General features: G+C 66.0%; 27 protein-coding genes. 18 read left to right on the top strand and 9 right to left on the bottom strand.

The window, feature by feature from the left end:
- The first annotated feature begins 39 nt into the window (after positions 1 to 39).
- Entirely contained in the window at positions 40 to 669 is a 630-nt protein-coding gene (gene folE / locus LGM71_RS15480; RefSeq protein ID WP_048250599.1) for a GTP cyclohydrolase I FolE, read from the top strand.
- Positions 669 to 1,472, top strand: a complete 804-nt coding sequence (locus tag LGM71_RS15475; RefSeq protein ID WP_226115295.1) for an SDR family oxidoreductase — start codon at positions 669 to 671, stop codon at positions 1,470 to 1,472. The genes folE and LGM71_RS15475 overlap by 1 nt, the downstream gene beginning before the upstream one ends.
- A gap of 115 nt (positions 1,473 to 1,587) precedes the next feature.
- On the opposite strand, the gene epsC is transcribed toward LGM71_RS15475, so the two are convergent.
- Both epsC and LGM71_RS15465 read right to left on the bottom strand, forming a co-directional pair.
- Positions 1,588 to 2,508: a serine O-acetyltransferase EpsC gene (gene epsC / locus LGM71_RS15470; protein WP_059533573.1), complete on the bottom strand. Its 921-nt coding sequence runs from the start codon at positions 2,506 to 2,508 to the stop codon at positions 1,588 to 1,590.
- A gap of 137 nt (positions 2,509 to 2,645) precedes the next feature.
- Positions 2,646 to 2,879, bottom strand: a complete 234-nt coding sequence (locus LGM71_RS15465) for a hypothetical protein (RefSeq protein ID WP_011659947.1) — start codon at positions 2,877 to 2,879, stop codon at positions 2,646 to 2,648.
- A 279-nt stretch (positions 2,880 to 3,158) separates the two neighbouring features.
- Between LGM71_RS15465 and LGM71_RS15460 the strand changes: the two genes are divergently transcribed.
- From LGM71_RS15460 to fnr, 3 genes are all read left to right on the top strand, one after another.
- A complete protein-coding gene (locus tag LGM71_RS15460; protein WP_226115294.1) occupies positions 3,159 to 3,569 on the top strand; it encodes a DUF3005 domain-containing protein in 411 nt (136 codons plus the stop codon).
- Positions 3,570 to 3,906: 337 nt separating this feature from the next.
- Entirely contained in the window at positions 3,907 to 4,374 is a 468-nt protein-coding gene (locus LGM71_RS15455; RefSeq protein ID WP_124627791.1) for a universal stress protein, read from the top strand.
- Positions 4,375 to 4,590: 216 nt separating this feature from the next.
- Entirely contained in the window at positions 4,591 to 5,337 is a 747-nt protein-coding gene (gene fnr / locus LGM71_RS15450) for a fumarate/nitrate reduction transcriptional regulator Fnr (RefSeq protein WP_059447453.1), read from the top strand.
- Between the two features lie 50 nt (positions 5,338 to 5,387).
- On the opposite strand, the gene LGM71_RS15445 is transcribed toward fnr, so the two are convergent.
- Entirely contained in the window at positions 5,388 to 6,281 is an 894-nt protein-coding gene (locus LGM71_RS15445) for a LysR family transcriptional regulator ArgP (RefSeq protein ID WP_059598694.1), read from the bottom strand.
- A 106-nt stretch (positions 6,282 to 6,387) separates the two neighbouring features.
- Here LGM71_RS15445 and LGM71_RS15440 point away from each other — a divergent pair, with 106 nt between their 5' ends.
- The 5 genes from LGM71_RS15440 to LGM71_RS15420 all read left to right on the top strand — a co-directional run bounded on the left by LGM71_RS15440 (position 6,388) and on the right by LGM71_RS15420 (position 10,610).
- A complete protein-coding gene (locus LGM71_RS15440; RefSeq protein WP_151048202.1) occupies positions 6,388 to 7,008 on the top strand; it encodes a LysE/ArgO family amino acid transporter in 621 nt (206 codons plus the stop codon).
- 358 nt (positions 7,009 to 7,366) lie between these two features.
- The gene (locus LGM71_RS15435) at positions 7,367 to 8,314 is read left to right on the top strand and encodes an aldo/keto reductase (RefSeq protein ID WP_226115293.1); all 948 of its coding nucleotides are present in this window, start codon (positions 7,367 to 7,369) and stop codon (positions 8,312 to 8,314) included.
- 382 nt (positions 8,315 to 8,696) lie between these two features.
- Positions 8,697 to 9,407: a PadR family transcriptional regulator gene (locus LGM71_RS15430; protein ID WP_226115292.1), complete on the top strand. Its 711-nt coding sequence runs from the start codon at positions 8,697 to 8,699 to the stop codon at positions 9,405 to 9,407.
- Between the two features lie 37 nt (positions 9,408 to 9,444).
- Complete coding sequence (locus LGM71_RS15425) at positions 9,445 to 10,266, top strand: siderophore-interacting protein (protein WP_226115291.1); 822 nt, start codon at positions 9,445 to 9,447, stop codon at positions 10,264 to 10,266.
- 119 nt (positions 10,267 to 10,385) lie between these two features.
- Positions 10,386 to 10,610 (top strand): hypothetical protein, encoded by a 225-nt coding sequence (locus tag LGM71_RS15420; RefSeq protein WP_059605810.1) that lies wholly within the window; start codon positions 10,386 to 10,388, stop codon positions 10,608 to 10,610.
- Positions 10,611 to 10,636: 26 nt separating this feature from the next.
- On the opposite strand, the gene LGM71_RS15415 is transcribed toward LGM71_RS15420, so the two are convergent.
- Positions 10,637 to 11,218 carry a phosphatase PAP2 family protein gene (locus LGM71_RS15415; protein ID WP_124627801.1) on the bottom strand — a complete coding sequence of 194 codons (582 nt, stop codon included), beginning with the start codon at positions 11,216 to 11,218 and terminating at the stop codon, positions 10,637 to 10,639.
- Positions 11,219 to 11,673: 455 nt separating this feature from the next.
- Here LGM71_RS15415 and LGM71_RS15410 point away from each other — a divergent pair, with 455 nt between their 5' ends.
- From LGM71_RS15410 to LGM71_RS15395, 4 genes are all read left to right on the top strand, one after another.
- On the top strand, positions 11,674 to 12,414 hold the full coding sequence (locus LGM71_RS15410; RefSeq protein WP_124627802.1) for an acetoacetate decarboxylase: 741 nt from the start codon (positions 11,674 to 11,676) through the stop codon (positions 12,412 to 12,414).
- Between the two features lie 61 nt (positions 12,415 to 12,475).
- Entirely contained in the window at positions 12,476 to 13,261 is a 786-nt protein-coding gene (locus LGM71_RS15405; protein ID WP_108064654.1) for a 3-hydroxybutyrate dehydrogenase, read from the top strand.
- A 129-nt stretch (positions 13,262 to 13,390) separates the two neighbouring features.
- Positions 13,391 to 14,608: a patatin-like phospholipase family protein gene (locus LGM71_RS15400; RefSeq protein ID WP_226115290.1), complete on the top strand. Its 1,218-nt coding sequence runs from the start codon at positions 13,391 to 13,393 to the stop codon at positions 14,606 to 14,608.
- Between the two features lie 60 nt (positions 14,609 to 14,668).
- Entirely contained in the window at positions 14,669 to 15,133 is a 465-nt protein-coding gene (locus LGM71_RS15395) for a hypothetical protein (RefSeq protein ID WP_226115289.1), read from the top strand.
- Positions 15,134 to 15,195: 62 nt separating this feature from the next.
- Here LGM71_RS15395 and LGM71_RS15390 read toward each other — a convergent pair whose 3' ends face one another.
- Complete coding sequence (locus LGM71_RS15390; protein WP_124629510.1) at positions 15,196 to 16,080, bottom strand: LysR family transcriptional regulator; 885 nt, start codon at positions 16,078 to 16,080, stop codon at positions 15,196 to 15,198.
- A gap of 118 nt (positions 16,081 to 16,198) precedes the next feature.
- Here LGM71_RS15390 and argC point away from each other — a divergent pair, with 118 nt between their 5' ends.
- On the top strand, positions 16,199 to 17,137 hold the full coding sequence (gene argC, locus LGM71_RS15385) for an N-acetyl-gamma-glutamyl-phosphate reductase (protein ID WP_226115288.1): 939 nt from the start codon (positions 16,199 to 16,201) through the stop codon (positions 17,135 to 17,137).
- 176 nt (positions 17,138 to 17,313) lie between these two features.
- Here argC and LGM71_RS15380 read toward each other — a convergent pair whose 3' ends face one another.
- Complete coding sequence (locus LGM71_RS15380; protein ID WP_175816307.1) at positions 17,314 to 18,237, bottom strand: LysR substrate-binding domain-containing protein; 924 nt, start codon at positions 18,235 to 18,237, stop codon at positions 17,314 to 17,316.
- Between the two features lie 117 nt (positions 18,238 to 18,354).
- Here LGM71_RS15380 and LGM71_RS15375 point away from each other — a divergent pair, with 117 nt between their 5' ends.
- On the top strand, positions 18,355 to 19,440 hold the full coding sequence (locus tag LGM71_RS15375; protein ID WP_124901798.1) for a tartrate dehydrogenase: 1,086 nt from the start codon (positions 18,355 to 18,357) through the stop codon (positions 19,438 to 19,440).
- Between the two features lie 443 nt (positions 19,441 to 19,883).
- On the opposite strand, the gene LGM71_RS15370 is transcribed toward LGM71_RS15375, so the two are convergent.
- Both LGM71_RS15370 and LGM71_RS15365 read right to left on the bottom strand, forming a co-directional pair.
- The gene (locus tag LGM71_RS15370; RefSeq protein WP_012365039.1) at positions 19,884 to 20,363 is read right to left on the bottom strand and encodes a DUF1348 family protein; all 480 of its coding nucleotides are present in this window, start codon (positions 20,361 to 20,363) and stop codon (positions 19,884 to 19,886) included.
- A 55-nt stretch (positions 20,364 to 20,418) separates the two neighbouring features.
- Positions 20,419 to 21,033: a TetR/AcrR family transcriptional regulator gene (locus LGM71_RS15365; protein ID WP_124901797.1), complete on the bottom strand. Its 615-nt coding sequence runs from the start codon at positions 21,031 to 21,033 to the stop codon at positions 20,419 to 20,421.
- Between the two features lie 191 nt (positions 21,034 to 21,224).
- Between LGM71_RS15365 and LGM71_RS15360 the strand changes: the two genes are divergently transcribed.
- Both LGM71_RS15360 and LGM71_RS15355 read left to right on the top strand, forming a co-directional pair.
- Positions 21,225 to 21,863: a GNAT family N-acetyltransferase gene (locus LGM71_RS15360; protein ID WP_226115287.1), complete on the top strand. Its 639-nt coding sequence runs from the start codon at positions 21,225 to 21,227 to the stop codon at positions 21,861 to 21,863.
- The gene (locus LGM71_RS15355; RefSeq protein ID WP_226115286.1) at positions 21,860 to 22,261 is read left to right on the top strand and encodes a hypothetical protein; all 402 of its coding nucleotides are present in this window, start codon (positions 21,860 to 21,862) and stop codon (positions 22,259 to 22,261) included. The genes LGM71_RS15360 and LGM71_RS15355 overlap by 4 nt, the downstream gene beginning before the upstream one ends.
- 524 nt (positions 22,262 to 22,785) lie before the next feature.
- Here the strand turns inward: LGM71_RS15355 and tdh are convergent.
- Positions 22,786 to 23,814, bottom strand: coding sequence for an L-threonine 3-dehydrogenase (tdh, locus tag LGM71_RS15350; RefSeq protein ID WP_059529060.1), 1,029 nt, complete (start codon positions 23,812 to 23,814; stop codon positions 22,786 to 22,788).
- Positions 23,815 to 23,822: the final 8 nt, after the last annotated feature.

Below are 23,822 nucleotides of genomic sequence, written 5' to 3'. Positions count from 1 at the left end.
CGCGCCGCCGCAGGCGGCCGCATTCGATGGAGTGACTAGATGGGTAAAAAATCCGCGCGGCCCGAGCCGGCCGCATCCCGGCCGAGTCGGGAAGAAGCCGAGGATGCCGTTCGCGTGCTGCTGCGCTGGGCCGGCGACGATCCCGCCCGCGAAGGCCTGCTCGACACGCCGGCACGCGTCGTGCGCGCATATGAACAGTTCTTCGCCGGCTATGCGCTGGAGCCGCGCGACATCCTCGCGCGCACGTTCAGCGAAGTCGACGGCTACGACGAAATGATCGTGCTGAAGGACATCCGCTTCGAGAGCTACTGCGAGCACCACATGGTGCCGATCATCGGCCGCGCGCACGTCGCGTATCTGCCGAACCATCGCGTCGTCGGCATCTCCAAGCTCGCGCGCCTCGTCGACGCGTTCGCGAAGCGCCTGCAGATCCAGGAAAAGATGACCGTGCAGATCGCCGACACGCTGTTCGACGTGCTGCAGCCGAAGGGCGTCGGCGTGATCCTCGAAGCCGCGCATCAGTGCATCTCGACGCGCGGCGTGCACAAGCCGGGCGTCGAGATGGTCACGTCGCGCATGCTCGGCACGTTCCGCACCGATCCGTCCACGCGACGCGAATTCCTGTCGATCGTCGCGAATCCTTCTTCAGTCAACCTGACGAATACGTAATGCAGTCCACGAAGCAAGCGGCAGACGCGCCGGTCGTGCTCGTGACCGGCGCCGCGCGCCGGGCCGGGCGCGCGTTCGCCGAGTATTTCGCCGCGCACGGCTATCGCACCGCCGTGCACTACGACCGTTCGGCCGATGCCGCGCAGGCGGCGGCCCGCGCGATCGCCGAGAGCGGGTACGAATCGGTCGCCCTGCAGGCCGACCTGTCGGATGCCGGGCAGATCACCGCGCTGATCGACCAGGTGTATGCGCGCTTCGGCCGCCTCGACGTGCTGGTCAACAACGCGTCAGTGTTCTGGCAGGACCATTTCCCGAGCTTCGACCTCGCGGCATTCGACCAGGCGTGGGCCGTCAACTGCCGCGCGCCGATCCTGCTCACGCGTGCATTCTACGAACGGGCCCGCGCGGCCGGCACGCAGGGCGTCGTCGTCAACGTGGTCGACCAGAAGATCAAGGAAAACTTCCACCGCGACCATTTCAGCTACACGGTCGCGAAGGCCGCGCTCGGCAACCTCACGCAGATGCTCGCGCTGTCGTCGTCGCCGGTGCTGCGCGTGAACGCGGTGTTCCCCGGGCTGATGCTGCCGAGCGACGACCAGACGCAGGCCGACTTCGAACACGCGAGCCGCGCTTCGACGCCGCTCGCGCGCATCGCCGGCCCCGACGACGTCGCGGGCGCGATCCTGCTGCTGACGGGCAACGCGTACAACGGTGTGGATTTCGTCGTCGATGCGGGGCAGAACCTGATCCGCGTCGACCAGGACGTGCTGTACAAGCATCGCTCACCGGCCGGCAAACACTGACGAACGGTATGTTCGGCGGTAGTCGTGTGTGCCCTTCGCACACTTTGTGTGCGGACATTGGCGCACGCCTTCACCTGCGCTGCGCGAACGACCATTGCGCCGTTCGCGCGCCGCGTCACGGCTTCTCGGCGCTACCGCCTTCGCGGACCTTGCCCTGCGCGACGCTCGTGCCGGGCGGCACGCTGTGCGTAAGCCACACGTTGCCGCCGATCACCGAGCCGCGCCCGATCGTCACGCGGCCGAGAATCGTCGCGCCCGCGTAGATCACCACGTCGTCCTCGACGATCGGATGCCGCGCGTTGCCCTTCACCAGCGCGCCGTCACCATCGGCCGGGAAGCTCTTTGCGCCGAGCGTGACGGCCTGGTACACGCGCACGCGCTCGCCGATGATCGCGGTTTCGCCGATCACGACGCCGGTGCCGTGGTCGATGAAGAAGCTCGGGCCGATCTGCGCGCCCGGGTGAATGTCGATGCCGGTGGCCGAGTGCGCGATTTCATTGATGAAGCGCGCGAGCAGCGGCACACCGAGTTGGTGCAGCGCGTGCGCGAGCCGATGGTGCATCATCGCGAGCACGCCGGGGTAGCACAGCAGGATCTCGGTGATGTGCTGCGCGGCCGGATCGCCCGCGTAGGCAGCCTGGATGTCGCTGACCAGCAGCGCGCGAACCGCCGGCAACTGCCGGCCGAACTCGCGCGCGATCTCGAACGCGCGCTCGTCGAGTTCGGCGAACGGCGTGTCCGCATGCTCGGGCAGGAACGGCAGCGCGCGGCGGATCTGTTCCGACAGGATCCGCAGCGTGCTTTCGAGCGTGTGGCCGACGTAGTAGTCGACGCTTTCATCGGTCAGATCCGGCGCGCCGTAGTGCGTCGGAAACATCGACGCGCGCAGGCCGGTGACGATCTTGCAGATCGCGTCGCGCGACGGCAGCTCGCGGATGCCGCGCGGATGACGCGTGCGATGAAGTTCCTCGCGCGATTCGCGCAAGCCGGCAACGATTTCTTCGAGGCCCCACTGACGGGCGGGTGATGTCGACATATGCCAATGCAGGCGGCCGCGCTCGATCGCACGGCCGCAAATAAAGTGACGGGTTCCAGAAGATTACCGCGTTTTCGATCGGCAGCGGCACGTCGGGGGATCGGCCGGACGGACGATGCCGCCGCCGCGCGACGGCGTCAGATCGTAATACTGCTCGCGTCGATCCAGCGCACGGCCCAGTCGCGCGCGTGTGCGATCGCGTCGCCTTCGTCGTTGAACTGGAGCTCGGTCGGGAAAAAACGGTTCGCGACGAGTTCCCCGTCGCTCGATCTGGAGATCACGACGTAGGGTTTGAACGACCCGTCGCTGGCGCGCGCGGGCGCGCAATTCAACAGATAACCGCGGTGCGTGAAAGCAGTAGTCGCTTGCATGAATCCGCCACCTCTAGTCCCTTGATTTGTTGTTCACTACCCGTCTTAAGGGTGCTGCGGTGCCCCCGGTGCGGGCAGAGGCGGCAAGACCTCATCCCCTGTCGCCGCTTCGCAGGAAATGAATCATACTCTGTAGAAAACGGGTGTTCTAGCCGAAATAAATCATGACAAATCAGCGCGCGCCACACCACCGCGGCGATCGCTCGCGCGCCGTTTTCCCGTCTTGCCCGGAACGGGATTTGCTTCGATCCGGAGCGCTTCGCCGCCAGGAGAGCCGTGATGGGAACGTCAGCTCAAGCGCACACCGCGCATCCGCGCAGCATCGAACTCGACAACGACGACACGCACGACAGCACCGTCGACACCGACGGCAAGAATCGCGAGGCCGCGCGTCTCGCGAGCGGCCGCGCCTTCTCGCCCGACCAGATCACGGGCAGCAACGCGTCGCTCGTCAACGCGATGCCCGAGGCCGGCGACGGCTTCGCCGGCTTCGACAGCCGGCCGGGCGGCAACCATCCGGCGTTCGCGCTGCGTGACGGCTACATGGTGATCGAGAAGGGGTTCGACGCGCCGTCGCACGCGGGCGACGCACTGTACGGCCCGGTTCACCGGATGTACGGCAGCGCGTACTGGCCCGGTCATGGACGCCGGCCGGAACGGGTGATCGAAATCACGGCCGTGCCGCAGTGACGCGCGGCGTTTGAATCGATCGTTCGTTTGGCGGGTCGAGGCGAGGCCGACGGCCGATGGCGGCGGAGCGACGTGCGGGTTCGCGCGCCGGTCCTCCGAATCGGCGGTGGAATCGATATCGGCGCCGGGTTCGGGTCGACAGTCGGGTTTCGCGACGTCGATGCATCGGCGTTGATCGAAGTCACGTCGTCGCGATACGGATGATATTCAATGCACACTCGCGACGACCGGCACGTCGCTGCAGAGTCCCGGCCGTTGGTTTACCCTGCCTCGCAGCGACGCACGGCCTGCTCGGCCGTTCGGCCGACTTCCGTTCAACCCGCCACTTGGAGACACCATGTACAAGCGCATTCTGGTTGCCATCGACGGCAGCGACACGGCCCGCCACGCGTTCGATGCCGCCCTCGCGCTCGCGAAGGAGCACGGTGCCGAACTGCAACCGCTCTACGTCGTCGAGAACGCCGCGATCTATTACAACGTGCCGGGCTACGATCCGTCCGTGCTGCGCGACCAGCTCATCGCGCAAGGCAATGCGCTCGCGGCGGAGTTCAAGAAGCTGATGCAGGCGGCAGGCGTGAAGGGCGAGACGCTGACGAGCGAGGCGTCGTCGCTCACCGACGTGTCGACGCTGATCCTCGACGGTGCGAAAGCGTTCGGCGCCGACCTCCTCGTGCTCGGCACGCACGGCCGCCGCGGGTTCCGCCGCCTCGTGCTCGGCAGCATCGCCGAACAGTGCGTGCGGCATGCGACGCTGCCCGTGCTGCTGATCCCGGCCGCCGCGCATGCGGACGATCAGGAAGGTTGAGCGGCACCAGCACCAGCACCAGCACCAGCACCAGCACCAGCACCAGCACCAGCACCAGCATAAGCGTGCGCGTCGCGGCGCGCATACGCAACGGCATGCTTGCATGCCGCTACGATGCCCGCGACATGTGCGCGCGGTCGCGACGTTTTGTCACCCGACAGCGGCAACTTGCGGTGGGACAATGATTCGGTCGATTCAACGCTGGAGCAAACGATCATGTTGACGCCCGTCGCCACACGTCCCGCCGCCTCGTCCCATGCAGGCAACTGGGCTCCCCGTCAGGCCCCGCACTGCTCGTCGTGCGCAATGCGGCACCTGTGCATGCCGCAGGGCCTCGCACCCGAAGCGCTCAGCCGCCTCGAATCGGTCATCTGCGCGGCGCGCCCGGTCAAGCGCGGCGAAGCGCTGTTCCGCGAAGGCGACACCTTCGACAACCTGTACGCCGTGCGCTCGGGCTCGCTGAAAACCGTCGCCACGCGCCACGACGGCCGCGAGCAGGTCACCGGTCTGCACCTCGCGGGCGAAGCGCTCGGCCTCGACGGCATCTGCGACGACACGCACCCGCGCACCGCGGTTGCGCTGGAAGACAGCTCGGTCTGCGTGATTCCGTACAGCGCGCTCAAGTCGCTGTGCTCGGAAGCCGGCACGATGCAGTTGCGCATGCACAAGCTGATGAGCGAGCAGATCGTGCGCGAAACGTCACAAACCATGCTGCTCGGCTCGCTGAACGCCGAAGAGCGCGTCGCCGCGTTCCTGCTCGACGTGTCGTCGCGCTACCTGAAGCGCGGCTACTCGCCGTCGGAATTCAACCTGCGGATGACGCGCGAAGACATCGGCAGCTACCTCGGCATGACGCTCGAAACGGTCAGCCGCACGCTGTCGAAGTTCCAGAAGCGCGGCCTGATCGAAATGCACGGCCGCCTCGTACAGATCGTCGACTTCGACGGCCTGCACCACGTCTGACCCCGCGCGGCGCGTAGCCTGCGCGCCGCCGCCCGCCGCGCCCGCTTCGATCAGTCGAGAAACAGCGCGGCGCGCGCCTTCAGCGCCGCGCTGAAATCGTCGAGCCAGCCGATCGACAGGCGCCAGCTCTGCCAGTACAGGTCGATGTCGACGGTCCGCCCGCGCGACATGTCGACCAGTTCGCCCGCCGCCAGCTGGCGATCGACCATCCGGTCCGGGCACATCCCCCATCCCAGCCCCGTTTCGCATGCACGCAGGTAACCCGCGACGTGCGGGATCCAGTGTTGCGGCGGATCGAGATCCGCGCGCGTCACGCGCCGGATGAAGCGCGCCTGCAAACCGTCCTTCGGATTGAACATGACGCACGGCGCACGGCGCAGCGCATCGCGCGTGATGCCCGCGCCGAAATAGCGGTCGTAAAACGCCGGCGAACACACCGCGCGATAGCGGATGCGCCCCAGCCGCGTCGACCGGCACCCCTGGATCGGTTCAGCCTGCGCGGTCACCGCGCCCTGCACGCTGCCGTCGCGAATGCGCGCGGCCGTGTAGTCCTGGTCGTCTATCACGAGGTCGAGCAAGGTCTCGCGCTCGGTGCAGAACGGCCCGACCGCATCGATGAACCAGGTCGCGACGCTGTCGTCGTTGACGGCCACGCGCAGCATCGGCCATGCGCTCGCGATCTGGCCCGGCAGTGCAGGCATCCGGCCGCCCAGTTCGGCCTCGAGCAACTGCACGCGCTCCGTATGCCGGCAGAGCAACGCGCCCGACGTCGTCGCGACGCACGGCTGCCCGCGCTTGACGAGCACGCTGCCGACGCGCTCCTCCAACAGTTTCACGCGCTGCGATACCGCCGACGGCGTGACGTTCAGCTCCCTGGCCGCCCGTTCGAACGAACCGTGCCGGATCACCGCCGCGAGAGCGTCGAGCAATGCGTAGTCGAGCATTAGATTTCCTTAATCGGCATTAGGTGAATTAGCTTCTCTTATGTTCTGGCTGACCGCAGACTAGCGCCAACCGATTCACCCGTCTACTGCTTCACCGCTCCCCATCATGAACTGGATCGCTTTTTCCCACGGCGCCGCCCTGTGCGGGTCGCTCATCGTCACCATCGGCGCGCAGAACGCGTTCGTGCTCCGGCAAGGCATCATGCGCTCGCATGTCGGCAAGATCGTGCTGCTGTGCGCGCTGTCCGACATGATCCTGATCGGCGCGGGCGTCGGCGGTGCGTCAGTCCTCGTCGAACGCTATCCGACCTTCGTCCACGTCGTGCTGTACATCGGCCTCGCGTATCTCGCGTGGTTCGGCATCAACGCGCTGCGCCGCGCGTTCAAGCCGGGACACGAAACGCTCGACGTGCGCGGCGACGCCGTCGCGCCGCCGCCGCAGAGCGCGGTCGCGATCGTGCTGATGACGCTCGCATTCACGTGGCTCAACCCGCATGTGTATCTCGATACGTTCCTGCTGATCGGCACCGCCGGCGCGCGCGAGCCGGAAGGATCGCGGCTGGCGTTCGCGATCGGCGCGATGTCGGTCAGCGTCGTGTGGTTCCTCGGGCTTGGATATGGCGCGCGGCTGCTTGCGCCGTGGTTCCGCAAGGCTGTTGCGTGGCGTGTACTCGATGGCGCGATCGGCAGCATGGTGCTGTTTCTGGCGGCCGTGCAGTTGCGGTAACGGATCGGAGCACCGATCGATCGCGGGTGGCAACTTTGCCGCCCGTTTTTCGTTCCGCTCCGTCGAAGTGGTGCGATATGCCGGTCTCCGCCGGCCTCTCCCCCAGACGCCGCAAGATTCAGTTCCCGATCGAACGCAGCCGCACCGATCATCCACCTGGCGGACGGCACATCCGCTGTCCGCTGCAATTCCTCCGTCTTCATGACCGCGCGCCCGCTGCGCGATTCCGCTCGATCGGCGAGAATGTTCCGGCGTCCGCGACAACGGCGCAAGCGCTTCGCCCGTTCGCCTTCACGTCGCATTCATCCCGGCCAATCCTGTCGTCCCATCCCGTCACCCCCAGATTCCGGAGAGCAAAATGGCACTACGTACCCTCGGCACGTCGGACATCCAGGTTTCCCCGCTCGCCTTCGGCGGCAACGTCTTCGGCTGGACCGTCGACGAAAACGCATCGTTCGAGCTGCTCGACGCGCTCGCCGATACCGGCATCAACTTCATCGACACGGCCGACGTCTATTCGGCCTGGGCGCCCGGCAACAGCGGCGGCGAATCGGAAACGATCATCGGCAAGTGGCTCAAGCGTTCCGGCAAGCGCGACCAGGTCGTGCTCGCGACCAAGGTCGGCATGCTCGCGGCGCGCGCCGGCCTGACGAAGGACAACATCCTGAAGGCCGCCGACGATTCACTGCGCCGCCTGCAGACCGACTACATCGACCTGTATTTCTCGCACCGCGATCTCGCCGACACGGCCTCGCTCGAAGAAACGCTCTCCGCTTACCAGACGCTGATCGACGCGGGCAAGGTGCGCATCATCGGCGCATCGAACTACAGCGGGGCACGCCTGCGCGAAGCCGCCGAGGTCAGCAAGCGCAACGGGCTGCCCGCGTATCAGGTGATCCAGCCGGAATACAACCTGATCGACCGCACCGAGTACGAGCGCGATCTCGAGCCGGTCGTGCGCGACCTGAGGCTCGGCGTCGTCAACTACTACGCGCTCGCGAGCGGCTTCCTGTCGGGCAAGTACCGCAGCGAGGCCGACCTGAAGAAGAGCGTGCGCGGCGATCGCGTCGCCGGTTATCTCGATGCGCGCGGCCTGCGCATTCTCGCGGCGCTCGACGACGTGTCGGCGAAGCACGGCACGCAACCGGCCGCGATCGCGCTCGCGTGGCAGATCGCGCGGCCGACGATCACCGCACCGATTGCGAGCGCGACGTCGCTCGCGCAGCTGGCATTGCTCGGAGAAGCGATCCGCGTGCGGCTCGACGATGAAGATATCCGCAAGATCGACGCAGCCAGCGCGGTCTGAAGTCATGGGCAACAGGCCGGCGGCTCGAATCGCCGCGTTTTGCGGTTCCTGCCGCCGGCCTGAATCGCATTCGACACGCAAGCACGCATGTCTGCACCGCGCAGGTAGCGCGAGAGCGAAGTGCGCGGTGTCGAAGAAACGATCCGGCGACACACGGTTCGAATTCAGTAATACGAAACAACTTCAGCGATACGACGTCCGCGCTGAACCGAGCAATATTGCCTGAATGCGCGCCCGCGTTTTGCCTGACGCGGCCGTATCCGTTGACTGATACGGACATCCCGCCGCGCCCCGCCAACCATCCTTCCCCAATAATCCTCCTTGACACCCTATCTTTCGATATATATCTTTCGATATGTTTTACGACACATAGGACACGATCATGCGACACAACCCCTCCCGCGGCCATGCCCGATGCGACGGTCATGGTGCGCATGCGGGCCCTGACTGGTACGCCAGCGTCTGGCAAGCAATCGGCCGCCATCGGCGCGGTCACGACCCATTCGGCGGCGGCCCGTTTGGTGGCCGCGGCGGACGCGGCGGCTTTGGCGATTTCGGCGACGACGGCATGCCGCGCGGCCGCCAGTTCAGCTCCGACGATCTCCAGCTGCTGCTGCTCGCGCTGGTCGCCGAGCAACCGAGCCACGGTTACGAACTGATCAAGGCGCTCGACACGCGCTCGAACGGTTTCTACAGCCCGAGCCCCGGCATGGTGTATCCGGCGCTCACGTATCTCGAGGAAGTCGGCTTCGTCGTGTCGCAGGCGGAAGGCAACCGCAAGCGCTACGCGCTGACCGACGCCGGCCGCGCGCACCTCGATGCGCAGCGCGAGCGCGTCGACACCCTGTTCGCTCGCCTCACGCATCTCGCACGCAAGATGGAATTCATGCGCCGCGCGTTCGCCGGTGAATCGGCAGGCGGCGAAACGCAGGACGAAACGCAGCCCGGCTGGCTGCCGGAGTTCGTCGAGGCCCGTCTCGCGCTGAAGCGCGCACTGCTCCACAAGAGCGCCGCCAACGCCGACGAACAGCGGCGTATCGCGGCGATCATGCGCCGCGCGACGGCCGAAATCGAAAGCGGCACCGGCGCGTGACCCGCGCCGCCCGTCCACACCCAAGGAGAACGGATCGATGCAGAACCTATCCGAACGCGCCGTTACCCGCGTGCGCCATACGCTGAAGTTCCGCCTGCTGCAGGTCGTGCGCGTGCATGCGGTGACGCCGCACCTGCTGCGTGTCACCCTCGGCGGCGCCGACCTCGCGGACTTCGAATCGTCTTCGTTCGACGATCACGTGAAGGTGTTTTTCCCGCCGCCCGGCGCCGACCGGCCCGCGATGCCGACGCTCGGTGCGAATGGCCCGGAGTTTCCCGAAGGCCAACCGAAGCCGGTCGCACGCGATTTCACGCCGCGCCGCTTCGATCGCGCCGCGTGCGAACTCGACCTGGAATTCGTGCTGAACCATCCCGGCCCCGCATCGCAGTGGGCGGCGCAGGCACGCGTCGGCCAATGGCTCGGTATCGGCGGCCCGCGCGGTTCGTTCGTCGTCCCGATCGATTTCGACTGGCATCTGCTGATCGGCGACGATACGGCGCTGCCGGCCATCGCGCGCCGCCTCGAGCAATTGCCGGCCGGCTCGCGTGCGGCAGTCGTGCTGGAAGTCGCGGATCGCACCGCGCAGATCGCGTTCGATACGCGAGCCGACGTGCATGAGATCTGGCGCTTTCGCGCCGAAGCCGACGCGGCGGACGGCGACGTGCTGCTGAATGCGGTGCGCGAATTGCCGCTGCCATCCTCCGGCGACGGTTACGTGTGGGCGGCCGGCGAAGCGCAGTCGATGCGTGCGGTGCGGCAGCACCTGACTGGCGAGCGTGGCGTCGACAAGTCGCGCATCCGCGCGGCGGCATACTGGAAACGCGGCGCAGCGGCGGTGCACGAAACGCTGGAAGACTGACGCGAACGGGAGCCCGAACATCGGCGGGCTTGGCATCGGCGGGGCGGCTGGTATATATCTATGTCTGCGACGCCGCTGTCGGGCGACAGCCGCCGCAGCCCGCCCAGGAGCGCCCGTTCATGACAAAAGAAAGCCACGCTTCGCCTTTCCGTCATAACCTGAAGATCGCCGGCTATTGCGGCCTGGCGGTCGTCGTCCTCGCGCTGTTCGTTGCGATGTGCGCGATCCTGAAGGAAAGCGCACTCGAACGTGACGCCGCACAGCACCCGGGCGAGACGCCCGAACTGCACGAAGCGGGCGGCGGCCCGTCCGCTTCGGCTGAAGCGGCCAAGACGCCCGGTTGACGGCGTCCGGCCCGTACTTCTCCCGCTCAGGGCGCTCGCTCGCGCCCCATCATCACCGCGTGCACGACGTCGCCGATCCGTTCGAGCAGCTCGACGATGCGTTGTCCGTACAGATGCGCAGCCAGCGCGCCGGCGGTGCCGACCAGCACGCCGCCGGCCATGTCGAACGGCCAGTGCACGCCCGCATACACGCGCCCCCAAGCAATCACCACGGCCATCGCGGCCATCACGAACCCGCTCAGCCGCGTGCTGCCGGCGAGCATCATGCCGACCGCGAGACTCCACGCGAACGTCATGTGATCGCTCGGAAACGAGCTGTCCGGCGCATGCGGAATCAGTTGCGTGCCGACACCGGCCATGAACGGCCGCGGCGAAAACCAGAAATGCCCGATCACCTGCGCGAGCGCCAGCGCCACGCACGTGCCGACGCCGGCTTCGATCGCCTGGCGGCGCGTCGGGCGCTCGCCGAAGATCCAGGTCAGCAGCAGCATCGCGGGCAGCGCATAGACCAGCCAGTCGGCGGCGAAGATCGCGACGCGAGCAACACCGGGGGGCGGCACGGCGCCGGCATTGACGGCGGAAAACAGGGTGAGATTGAGGTTCTGCATGAATGCGGTTGCCTGGGGCGTAACGATTGGACCGGGCGTGCCGGCCGGGTGGAACGATGCTAGTGCTCACTCGCTTAAGTAACGCTTAATGCGTCGGACGGCCGATGATCAGGACCGGGCGTGCACGTCGCGCGCGAACGCGCTTAGAGCCCGCACTGCAACACAAGTTCACACAATTGTCACATTTCCGCGCGACCGTCTCCCGTAAAAGCTCACCCACCATCCCGTAAAGGCTCACCTTTTTCACATCGTGGCGTCATCGACGCCTGAGAATATCGGAGCGCCCCATGCGCTCCATGCCGTTCGCACCGTTCGCCTCAATATTTGCGTTGCAAATCATTCGAAATCGGCAACAATTAATTCCAGATGCGGCATCGCACAACGGCAACGCACAGGCATAGGATTACGAGCTTACGAGCACTCATCCACGAAGCGATCAACAACAAGGAGTCCGCATGAAACCCAGCGATGTCCGATCGAAAGCGTTTGCGATGCCGTTGACCAGCCCCGCCTTTCCGATGGGCCCGTACCGTTTCGTCGATCGTGAGTTTCTGATCATCACGTATCGCACCGATCCGGATCGTCTGCGTGAAATCGTGCCCGAGCCACTGCAGGTCATCGAGCCGCTCGTCCATTACGAATTCATTCGCATGGCCGATTCGACCGGCTTCGGCGACTACACGGAAAGCGGCCAGGTGATCCCCGTCGAGTACAACGGCCAGGCCGGCGGCTACACGCTCGCGATGTATCTCGACGATCACCCGCCGATCGCCGGCGGCCGCGAGCTGTGGGGTTTCCCGAAGAAACTCGCGTCGCCCACGCTGCACGTGAACACCGATCACATCCTGGGCACGCTCGACTACGGCAAGGTGCGCGTCGCGACCGGCACGATGGGCTACAAGCACAAGGAACTCGACATCGACGAGCAGACGAAGCGTCTCGCCGGCCCGAACTTCCTGCTCAAGATCATCCCGCACGTCGACGGCACCGCACGCGTATGCGAACTGGTGCGCTACTACATGCAGGACATCAAGATGAAGGGTGCGTGGACGGGCCCCGCCTCGCTCGAACTGGCACCGCACGCACTCGCGCCGGTGGCCGACCTGCCGGTACTCGAGATCGTCGAAGCGCGCCACCTCGTCGCGGATTTGACACTCGGCCTCGGCGAAGTCGTCTACGATTACCTCGCTCAGTAACCTCGGTAACACGTCCGCAGTCCTTTCTCCCTGTCAATCCTTTCACCACGGGAAATTCGAAATGAGCAACCTGAATGGCAAGACCGCAGTCGTCACGGGCGCCGCAAGCGGCATCGGCAAGGAAATCGCACTGGAGCTCGCGAAGGCGGGCGCAGCGGTCGCGATCGCCGACCTGAACCAGGACGGCGCAAATGCGGTCGCCGACGAGATCAACAAGGCAGGCGGCAAGGCGATCGGCGTCGCGATGGACGTGACCAGCGAGGAAGCGGTCAACAGCGGTATCGACAAGGTGGCCGAAACGTTCGGCTCGGTCGACATCCTCGTGTCGAACGCGGGCATCCAGATCGTCAACCCGATCGAAAACTATTCGTTCGCCGACTGGAAGAAGATGCAGGCGATCCACGTCGACGGCGCGTTCCTGACGACCAAGGCCGCGCTCAAGCACATGTACAAGGACGATCGCGGCGGCGTGGTGATCTACATGGGCTCGGTGCACTCGCACGAAGCGTCGCCGCTGAAGTCGGCGTACGTGACGGCCAAGCACGGGCTGCTCGGTCTCGCGCGCGTGCTGGCGAAGGAAGGCGCGAAGCACAACGTGCGCTCGCACGTCGTGTGTCCGGGCTTCGTGCGCACACCGCTGGTCGACAAGCAGATTCCGGAGCAGGCGAAGGAGCTCGGGATCAGCGAAGAGGAAGTGGTGAAGAAGGTGATGCTCGGCAACACGGTCGACGGCGTGTTCACGACGGTGCAGGACGTCGCGCAGACGGTGCTGTTCCTGTCGGCGTTCCCGAGCGCCGCGCTCACGGGCCAGTCGTTCGTCGTCAGCCACGGCTGGTTCATGCAGTAACGTCCTCGCCTCCCTGACGGGGGGCGATTCCCGCACCACATCCATTCTCACGACTCACGATGGCGTACCGTCGCTCGACGGTATGCCATCCGTCTCCGCCATCTACGGCGGGATTTCTCGGAGCAACTGATGAAACCGCACGCGCGTACAGAAAAGCAGGCCGTCGATGCGGCGGACCTGCATCACGAAGCCGGCGCGCCGGCCGCTGCGCGGTCGCTGCCATACGAAACGATCGCGCTCGTCCTGCAGGGCGGCGGCGCGCTCGGCGCGTATCAGGCCGGCGTGTTCGAAGGGCTGCACGAAGCCGGCGTTCCGCTCGACTGGATCGCCGGCATCTCGATCGGCGCGCTCAACACCGCGCTGATCGCCGGCAATGCGCCCGAACATCGCGTCGAGCGGCTGCGCGAATTCTGGGAAACGATCTGCCAGCCGGCATTCTTTCCCGCAATTCCGGCCGCGTTCGAGTTCGCGCTGTTCAACAGCATCGACCAGATCCGCACGTTCTTCACCGCGTCGCAGGCCGCGAGCGCGATGATGCAGGGCCAGCAGGGCTTCTTCGTGCCGCGCTTGCCGCCGCCGCTGCCGGGCGTGTCCGATCATCCGGAAAAGATCAGCTGGTACGACACGTCGCAGCTGCGCGCGACGCTGCTCAAGCTGTGCGATTTCGACCGGATCAACTCGGGCGAGACGCGCGTGTCGGTCGGCGCGGTCAACGTCGGCACCGGCAACTTCGTGTACTTCGACAACTCGCGCATCCGCCTCGCGCCCGAGCACTTCATGGCGTCCGGCGCGCTGCCGCCCGCGTTCCCGCCGGTCGAGATCGACGGCGAATACTACTGGGACGGCGGCGTCGTATCGAACACGCCGCTGATGGAAGTGCTGAGCGCGCGTCCGCGACGCGACACGCTCGCGTTCCAGGTCGACCTGTGGAGCGCACGCGGGCCGCTGCCCCGCACGATGGCCGACGTCGCGGAACGCACGAAAGACGTGCAGTATTCGAGCCGCACGCGTTTCGTCACCGACACGCTGCAGCGCGAACAGCGCTACCGCAACGTGCTGCGCCACGTGCTCGAGCAGGTGCCGGAAGCGCAGCGCAAGAGCGACCCGTGGTGCGTAGAGGCTGAAGCGATGTCGAGCGGGAAGAAGTACAACATCCAGCACCTGATCTATCAGCAGAAGGCGTACGAGCACCACTACAAGGACTATCAGTTCGGTCTGTCGACGATGCGCGACCACTGGAGCGCGGGTCTCGACGACATCCGCAAGACGCTCGCGGTCAAGGACGGCCTCGCGCTGCCCGCCAACGACGCAGGCTTCGTCACGCACGACATTCACCGCCGCCGGTAATGCCGCGTGCGACGGACCGGCGCGCTGCCTGCGCCGGTCCGTCCTCCTTTCCGATTCGACATGCCGATTTTCATTGCGCTGTTCGCGCTCATCGCCGTGGGATGGGGCGCGGTTCATCTGTTTCACGTCATCGCCGCGCAGTTCGGCCAGCCGGTCGCGATCGCGGCCGCCTTGCTCGCCGCCGCGATCCTGATCGCGCTGATCGCGTGGTGGATCAAGCGCCGTCGCGACATCGCACCGAACGCGAAGGAACAAGGCTGGACCCACGTCGTGCATCGCGAGTGGGGCGACGTGCGCGTGTCAGCGACGCAGGGGCTGCTGTGGCTGTCGCACGACGGTGCGGACGGCCGCTATACGTTGTCGCAGCTCGACGGCTGCGAAGCCGAGCCGATCGACGGCCGCTGGCATCTGGTCGTGCGTGTGCGTGACGCCGCACGCGGCGAATGGAAGCTGCCGATGATGGACAAGCACGATGCGCGGCGCTGGGTGCGCGTGCTGATGCTCGCGAGGGATAGCCGACTGTAACAGGCCACTGCCGCGTGCCGACGCCGGCACGGCCGCGCACGACGCATGACGCCCGCTGCTTTCTAGCGCGCGCCGAGCGCCCATAACGCGTCGAGCACGTGCTGGGTCGACCGCTCGACCGGGCCGGCCCGATGGGCGATGCCCAGTTCGCGCCACAACGCCGGACGCAGCGGCCGCATGACGATGCGTGCATCCGGCAACGGGGCGCCCGCCTCGTGCGGCAGCAGCGTCGCGCCGTAGCCTGCAGCGACCAGACTCTTGATCGCATCGTTGTAGTTGAGTTCGATGCGCGGCTCGGGGCGGTGGCCACCGAGCGCGAACCATTCCGCGGTGAGCCGCGACAGGCGGGTAGTCGCATCGTTAAGAATCAGCGGACGCGCGGCCAGATAGGCCGGCGTCACACGCGCCGGAAGCCGCCAGCCCGCAGGCAGAAAGGCCAGCACCGGATCGCGCCGCCACGCGCGGATCGAGAGCCCCGCGACCGCCGGCTGCGGCAACGCCACCAGTCCGACGTCGAGCGTGCCCTGCGCAATGCGCGCCAGTGTGTCGTGCGACGTGAGCACGGCGATCTGAACATCGATGTCCGGATGGCGCTCGCGCAGCCGGGCCACCGCCTGCGGCAACAGATGGGCGATCGCCCCGGTCGATGCGCCGAGACGCACGCGCCCGGTCAGCCCCTGCACTTGTCGCTCCACGTCGTCGAGAGTCGACTCGACCTCGGCCAGCAGACGGCGCGCCCGCTCCACCAGCACCGCACCGATGGTCGACGGCTGCACGTTGCCGCGCGTGCGCGACAGCAACGGCGCACCGATGCGGCTTTCGAGTTCGGCGACATGAAGGCTGACCGTCGGCGGCGCAAGATGAAGCAGTTGCGCGGCGGCCACGAAGGATCCCTGGTCGGCGATCGCGACCAGCGTACGCAGTCGATCCAGACTGATCTCGCGCATTCCCACCTCTCGTTCAGGAAATCTGAATCTCGCAATCAGGAAATTCAACTTTTCCTATTCTAGGCGTTCGATGGACGATACGGCTTTCCCGACGTCCGAAGCGAGAAACGCGACCATCATGAGCCTCTCCACTGTCTACATCGACGGCGACCAAGGTACGACCGGACTGCTGATCCACGAGCGCCTGCGGGATCGCACCGATCTGCGGCTCGTCACGCTGCCGGATGCCGAGCGCAAGAACCCCGCGCGGCGCAGCGAAGCGATCAACGCATCCGATATCGCGATTCTGTGCCTGCCCGACGCCGCCGCGCGCGAAGCAGTTGGCTTCATCCGGAATCCGGCGGTACGCGTGATCGACGCGAGCTCGGCCCATCGCACCGATCCGGAATGGGTCTACGGTTTTCCCGAGATGGTCCACGGACATGCGCAGACGATCGCGCACGCGCGGCGCGTCACCAATCCGGGCTGCTATCCGACGGGCGCGATCGGCCTGCTCAGGCCGCTGCAACAAGCTGGCCTGCTGCCACGCGACTACCCGGCGAGCATCCATGCCGTGTCCGGTTACTCGGGCGGCGGACGGACCGCCGTCGACGAATTCGAATCGAACGGGGCCGCACGCACGAAACCGCTGCAGGTCTACGGCCTCGCGCTCGCGCACAAGCACGTGCCCGAGATCCAGCTGCACGCCGGGCTCGCGCATCGTCCGCTGTTCGTGCCGGCTTACGGCGCCTACCGGCAAGGCATCGTGCTGACCGTGCCGATCGAGCTGCGCCTTCTCCCGGCCGGCGTGACCGGTGAGTTGCTGCATGCGTGTCTCGCGCACCATTACGCCGACGCGCGCCACGTCGAGGTCACGCCGCTCGCGGATACGCGCACGATCACGCATCTCGATCCGCAAGCGCTGAACGGTACGAACGACCTGCGGCTTGGCGTGTTCGTGAATGCCGAGCACGGCCAGGTGCTGCTGTCCGCCGTGTTCGACAATCTCGGCAAAGGGGCATCCGGCGCGGCCGTGCAGAACCTCGATCTGATGCTCGGTGCGGCGAAAGCGACGTAAGCCCCAGGCGGCCAACATCATCGGCCGGCTCGGCGCATCGCGGCCGCCGGTGCGTCGGTGCGTCGGTGCGTCGGTGCCTGCGGCACGCTACCGGCTCGCGACGCGGTTGCGAGCCGTCAACGGGCCTTGGCCGACGCTTCTTACATGCCCCCGTAAAAGCTCACCTTTGGCCGATTTCAGGCCGCATCGTCACCCGCCGCGGCATTCAACCCGGCAAGCGCCTCCGCGAGAAAATCGACGCACACGCGCACTTTCGCCGAAGCCGCGACGCGTTCCGGATACACAGCCCAGATGTTCGCCGGCTGAATCACGTCCGACAGCACGCGACGCAGCGCGCCGCGTTCGATCAGCGGCCCCGCTTCCCAGATCGAGCGCAGCACGATCCCGCGCCCGGCCAGCGCCCATTGCACGGCCACCTCGCCGTGGTTCGTCGACAGCGCGCCGCCGACCTTCACCGTTGCCGTTTCTCCGCGCAGGTTCAGCCGCCAGACGCCGAACGGATGGTCGCGCTCCTTGATCGCGAGGCAGTCGTGCGATGCGAGATCCGCGAGCGTGCGCGGCGTGCCGCGCCGTGCGAGATAGTCGGGCGACGCGCACAGCACGCGATAGTTCGCGGCAAGGCGGCGAGCGATCAGGTGATCGGCGATCTCGTCGCCGATGCGCACGTCGAGGTCGTAGCCTTCGCCCGCGACGTCGACGAGCCGGTCGAACAGATCGAGCCGCACGTTCAGCTGCGGATAACGCGCGGAGAAGTCGAGCAACGCCGGCGCGACGACATGACGGCCGAAGCCGAAGCTGCTCGAGATGCGCAGCGTGCCGCGCGGCACCGTGCGCGTGGTCGACACGTCCTCGACGAGATGGTCGACATCATCGAGAATCTTCTCGGCACGCGCGAACACGCGTTCGCCGGCCTCCGTGACCGTCACGCGGCGCGTCGAGCGATGCAGCAGCCGCGTGCCGAGCTGCGCCTCGAGCAGCGCGATGCGCTTGCTCACATATGCGGGCGATACCGCGAGCTGCTCGGCCGCCGCGCTGAAGCTCGTCAGGCGGACGACCAGGCTGAAGACGCGCAGGTCGTCGAGATTCGGCGATTTGTTCACGATTCGTGGAAAGTCGATTAACCTTTCGCACGATTTTAATCTGAATGGAAATAAATAAAATGGCATCGTGTACCGCTGCGCACGCTGCCGGCGGCCCGATCAGCCAAGGAGGCTTGCATGAGCGACAAGACGTACAAGATTGCCGTCATCCCCGGTGACGGCATCGGCCGTGAAGTGATGCCCGAGGGCCTGCGCGTGCTCGACGCCGTGACGGCGCGCTTCGGCATCCGTTTCCAGTTCGAGCAGATCGACTGGGCGAGCTGCGACTACTACGCCCAGCACGGCAAGATGATGCCGGACGACTGGAAGGCCCGGCTCTCGGGCATGGATGCGATCCTGTTCGGTGCGGTCGGCTGGCCCGCGACGGTGCCCGATCACATTTCGCTGTGGGGTTCGCTGCTGAAATTCCGCCGCGAATTCGACCAGTACATCAACCTGCGGCCCGCGCGCCTGTTCGACGGCGTGCCGTCGCCGCTCGCCGGCCGCAAAGCAGGCGACATCGACTTCATGATCGTGCGCGAGAACACCGAAGGCGAATATTCGTCGGTCGGCGGCACGATGTTCGAAGGCACCGAGCGCGAAGTGGTGATGCAGCAGTCGATCTTCACGCGCCACGGCACGGAGCGCGTGCTGAAGTTCGCGTTCGAGCTCGCGCAGCGTCGCGCGAAGCGCCTGACCGTCGCGACGAAGAGCAACGGCATCGCGATCAGCATGCCGTGGTGGGACGCACGCGCGGCCGAGATGGGCGAACGCTATCCCGAGATCGCCGTCGACAAGCAGCACATCGACATCCTGTGCGCGCGCTTCGTGCTGCAGCCTGACCGCTTCGACGTCGTCGTCGCGTCGAACCTGTTCGGCGACATCCTGTCCGATCTCGGGCCGGCCTGCACGGGCACGATCGGCATCGCGCCGTCGGCGAACCTGAACCCGGATCGCACGTTTCCGTCGCTGTTCGAACCGGTGCACGGCTCCGCGCCGGACATCGCGGGCCAGTACGTCGCGAACCCGATCGCGATGATCTGGTCGGCGGCGATGATGCTCGACTTCCTCGGCAACGGCGCGGGTCGCGAACGCGAGGCGCACGATGCGATCGTCGCGGCGATCGAGGACGTGCTGCGCACCGGACCGCGCACGCGCGATCTTGGCGGTCAGGTGGGGACGCAGGAAGTAGGTGAGGCGATCGCGGCGCGGATCGCCGGCTGACGGAACGTCCGAAGGCGCGCGGCTCGGAAGTGTTCGATCGATGTCATGCTCAAGGGTGAGCAGCACGACTGACTGCCGCGCACCTTCGCCGATTTCGACGCGCACGCCTGGATGCGTGCATGTCGATGACGAACGGTGAGTTGGATCGCGCATCGATACACACCGATTGAATCTCACCAACATGCGTGTATGCAGCAAGTGCGCCGCCGATGTCGCATTCGATCCGCATGCGAGCAACGCTTCGCTCAGTGCAACCGCACCGTTTCCTGCGAAGATTGATCGGTGAGATGCAGGGCGTGAAGAATCACACCGTCCCGCACGAAATGCCTCCTCTCCCGTAAACGCTCACCTCAACCCGCGGCTCCCGTATTCCCTCACCGTTGAGCACAGGCGTCACGCTCGATGCACAATTGAGCGCGTCCACGCGACGCCATCGTGATAGGTCACAGCCCAAGATCGGACAGACCGGGATGATCGTCCGGACGGCGACCGAGAGGCCAGTGGTACAGGCGATCCGCTTCGCGAATCGGCAGGTCGTTGATGCTCGCGTGGCGATGCGCCATCAAGCCGTTTTCGTCGAACTCCCAGTTTTCGTTCCCGTATGAGCGGAACCAGTTGCCGGCGTCGTCATGCCATTCGTATGCGAATCGCACCGCGATGCGATTGCCGCCGAACGCCCACAGCTCCTTGATCAGCCGGTAGTCGAGCTCGCGCGTCCATTTCCGCTGCAGCAGTCCGACGATCTCGTCGCGGCCCGTCACGAACTCCGCGCGATTGCGCCACCGGCTCTGCGGCGTATAGGCAAGCGAGACGCGCTGCGGGTCGCGCGTGTTCCACGCATCCTCCGCGGCACGCACTTTCTGGCGCGCCGTATCGAGCGTGAAGGGCGGAACGGGCGGACGAACTTCCGGGGAAGCGGACATGGGATGCTCCTGTTCAAGGTTGGGGCTGCGCACGAACGCAGCCGGTTGGGACGCGTTACTTCGACGCTCGAGACACCGTTTCGAGCAAGAGCTCGGCGGTTGCGCGCGCATCGCGCGCCGCGGTCGCTTCGCCGCTGACGAGCGCGACGCCGATCGCGCCGTCGATCAGCACCAGCCATTGGCGCGCGATGCGGGCCAGGCCGCGGCGCTCGATGCCGGCGTCGTCGGCATACGCGTCGAGCCGCTCGCGCACGAACGCGAGCAAGCGCGCCTTGTGCATACGCGCGACGACGCGTATCGGATCGTCGGCGTCGGCAATCTCGCCGGACGCGTTCAGGAACGCGCAGCCGTGAAAATCGGGTTGCGAGAACCAGTCGCGCAGCACATCGAACATGCCGAGCAAGTGCGCACGCGGCGACTTGCCGCGCGCCAGCGTCGCGTCGACGAACCAGCGCATCCAGCGCTCGTCGCGTCGCTCGAGGGCGGCGACAACCAGCGCCTCCTTCGATTCGAACTGCGAATAAAAGCTCTTTCGCGCGGCACCGGATCGCTTCACGATCGCATCGACACCCGTGGCGTGGATGCCGCCCGAGTAGATCAGCGCTTCGGCCGCGTCGAGCAGTCGGTCGCGAACGGCCGGTTCGCCGGAGAAGTCATCATGTGTGTTCATGGGTTTACGGTAGAACGATCGTTCTCCATCGTCAACACCCATGTGAAAAGGCCCTGCCGTCGGAAGGGCCGAACGCCGCATGGTTTCGGTGGCCGGTAGCGCATCGCAGGCGGCGTTTACGACATTTTTTCTTGAAGCTGGCGCAGGGTGCTCACTACACTTCGGTCACCCCGTCTGGCCGAAAGGACATCATGCAGCGACCGGAATCCGCACGCGCCAAGCGTGCCTATGCGGCTTATGCGAAGCGGCTCGATGGCCGCGTCGTCGTACGGCGTTTCGATCCGTGCAGCGATTCGTATGAATCGCTGACCGCGTTGCTGCATCGCGCGTACGCGCCGCTCGGCGCCGCAGGCTTCAACTGTCCCGGTGTCGACCAGCCGGCGTCGGAGACGCGCGAACGCATGCTCACCGGCGAGTGTTTCGTCGCGCTCGGTAACGGGCATCTGGTCGCGACGATCACGATGCAGCCGCACGATCCCGATTCGCGGTGCGATCCGTACCGCAGCCGACGCGTCGCGACGCTCGGCCAGTTGGCCGTCGATCCGGTCTGGCAGGATCGCGGCATCGGCCGTGCGCTGCTCGCGTTCGCGCAACGGCGGGCGGCCGCGCGTGGCGCGACGCACCTCGCGCTTGATGCGCCGCATGCGGCTGTCCGGCTCGTCGACTTCTATCGACGCGAAGGGTTTCAGTTGATCGACGTGATGCGGTTTGCAGGACACAGCTATGACAGCGCGATCCTATGCAAGGCCGTTGGCGTGTCGGACGGGAGGATACCTGCATCCGACATGACGTCGATCCACGTCGAGCGGCGTGCCGGAGCGGCGTCATGAAACACAAAGCCGACGACGATCGTGCGCGGCTCGCACTGAGGCATGCCCGCACGCGGGCAGCGCTGCGCATGCGCGGGCTGGTGAAGCTGACGGTCGTCACGATCGCGGTCACGCAAACTCTGACGCTCGTGTTCGACGCCCTGCTCGTCGCGATCGGCTACGCGCCGGAAGCCGCGACGTTGCTGCTGTTCCGCTTCGTCACTTGCGCGCTCGTCAGCTTCTGGCTTCAGGCGGACGCATCCCGCGCGTATCGGCATGCGTCCAAGCGCGGGCTCGTGACGGTGTCCGGTAAGCATGGCGAACTGATCGAGATCGCACCGCAATGCCCGAAACGCTGGCTAGTCGTGTTGAGTCTGCAACTCGAACCGCGATGGTTGAACGGTGAGCGCATCAGGTAGCGGGAAGCGCACCAATCAATGCGGCCTGGCAGGCGGACAGGTGAGTTCGCACGTCGTTGATCGGCTCACGCATCAAGAAGGCGCCGTGACGGCGTTGCGTGGTGACGTGCTGTCACGAAAGCACGGCAAGACCGTGGCCCAGGCGGGCGATGCGACAGGGCGTCGCTATTCAGGCGCGGCAAACGAAACGGAAGGGCAGGAAGAAACACACGCACCGAGCGGCGCGATAGTGCGGACGGGAGCGCGACGCTGACGGGTGAGATGCATGCGTGATTGCGTGTCATCGATACGTGCTGCGGCAGCGAAGCGCGATCGCCGTCATATCGTCAAGAAGAAACGCCGTGCCGTCGTTGAATTCCTCGCCTGCGCGTCACACGACGGCACGATCGAGCCATCATTCGGCACGCAAACAGCTCCCGAATAATCTCACCTCACGCGTTCGTCGAAGCCGCCCTGCCTCGACAAACGCTCATGCCGACACGAACGGGGCACTCGGCAAACGCGCCGAGCCGCCCCGCCGGCGCTCAGACCGTCCAGTCGAGGATCACCTTGCCGCTTTCACCGGACAGCATCGCGGCGAAGCCTTGTTCGTAATCGTCGGCTGCAAAACGATGCGTGATGATCGGCGACAGATCGAGGCCGCTTTGCAGCATCGCGACCATCTTGTACCAGGTCTCGAACATCTCGCGCCCGTAGATGCCCTTGATCTCGAGCCCCTTGAAGATCACCTGGTTCCAGTCGATCGCCGTCTGCGCGGGCGGAATGCCGAGCAGCGCAACCTTGCCGCCGTGATTCATCGCCTCGAGCATGCTGGTGAACGCGCTCGGCACGCCCGACATCTCGAGGCCGACGTCGAAGCCTTCCGTCATGTGCAGGTCGGCCATCACGTCGCGCAGCGACTCGCGTGCGACGTTGACCGCGCGCGTCGCGCCCATCTTGCGCGCGAGTTCGAGCCGGTAGTCGTTGATATCGGTGATCACGACGTTGCGCGCGCCGACGTGCTTCGCGATCGCGACGGCCATGATGCCGATCGGGCCCGCGCCCGTGATCAGCACGTCCTCGCCGACGAGATTGAACGACAGCGCCGTGTGCGTCGCGTTGCCGAACGGATCGAAGATCGACGCGAGATCGTCGGAGATCTCGGGCGGAATCTTGAACGCGTTGAACGCGGGAATCGCCAGATACTCGGCGAACGCGCCCTCTCGATTCACGCCGACGCCGACCGTGTTGCGGCACAGATGCCGGCGGCCGGCACGACAGTTGCGACAGAAGCCGCATGTGATGTGGCCTTCGCCGGACACGCGGTCGCCGATCGCGAAGCCGCGCACTTCCTGCCCCATCTCGACGATCTCCCCGACGTATTCGTGGCCGACGTGCATGGGTACGGGAATCGTCTTCTGCGCCCAGTCGTCCCACTTCCAGATATGGATGTCGGTGCCGCAGATCGCCGTGCGGCGAATCTTGATCAGCACGTCGTTGTGTCCGACCTCGGGGCGCTTCACGCGCGTGAGCGTGAGACCCGGGCCGCGCTCGAGCTTTGCCAGTGCTTTCATGGTCGCGC

This window comes from Burkholderia sp. AU33545 (assembly GCF_020419685.1).
Taxonomy (GTDB): Bacteria; Pseudomonadota; Gammaproteobacteria; order Burkholderiales; family Burkholderiaceae; genus Burkholderia; species Burkholderia diffusa.
Note: the sequence above shows the minus strand (reverse complement) of the source record. Positions and strands in the feature narration are given on the sequence as shown.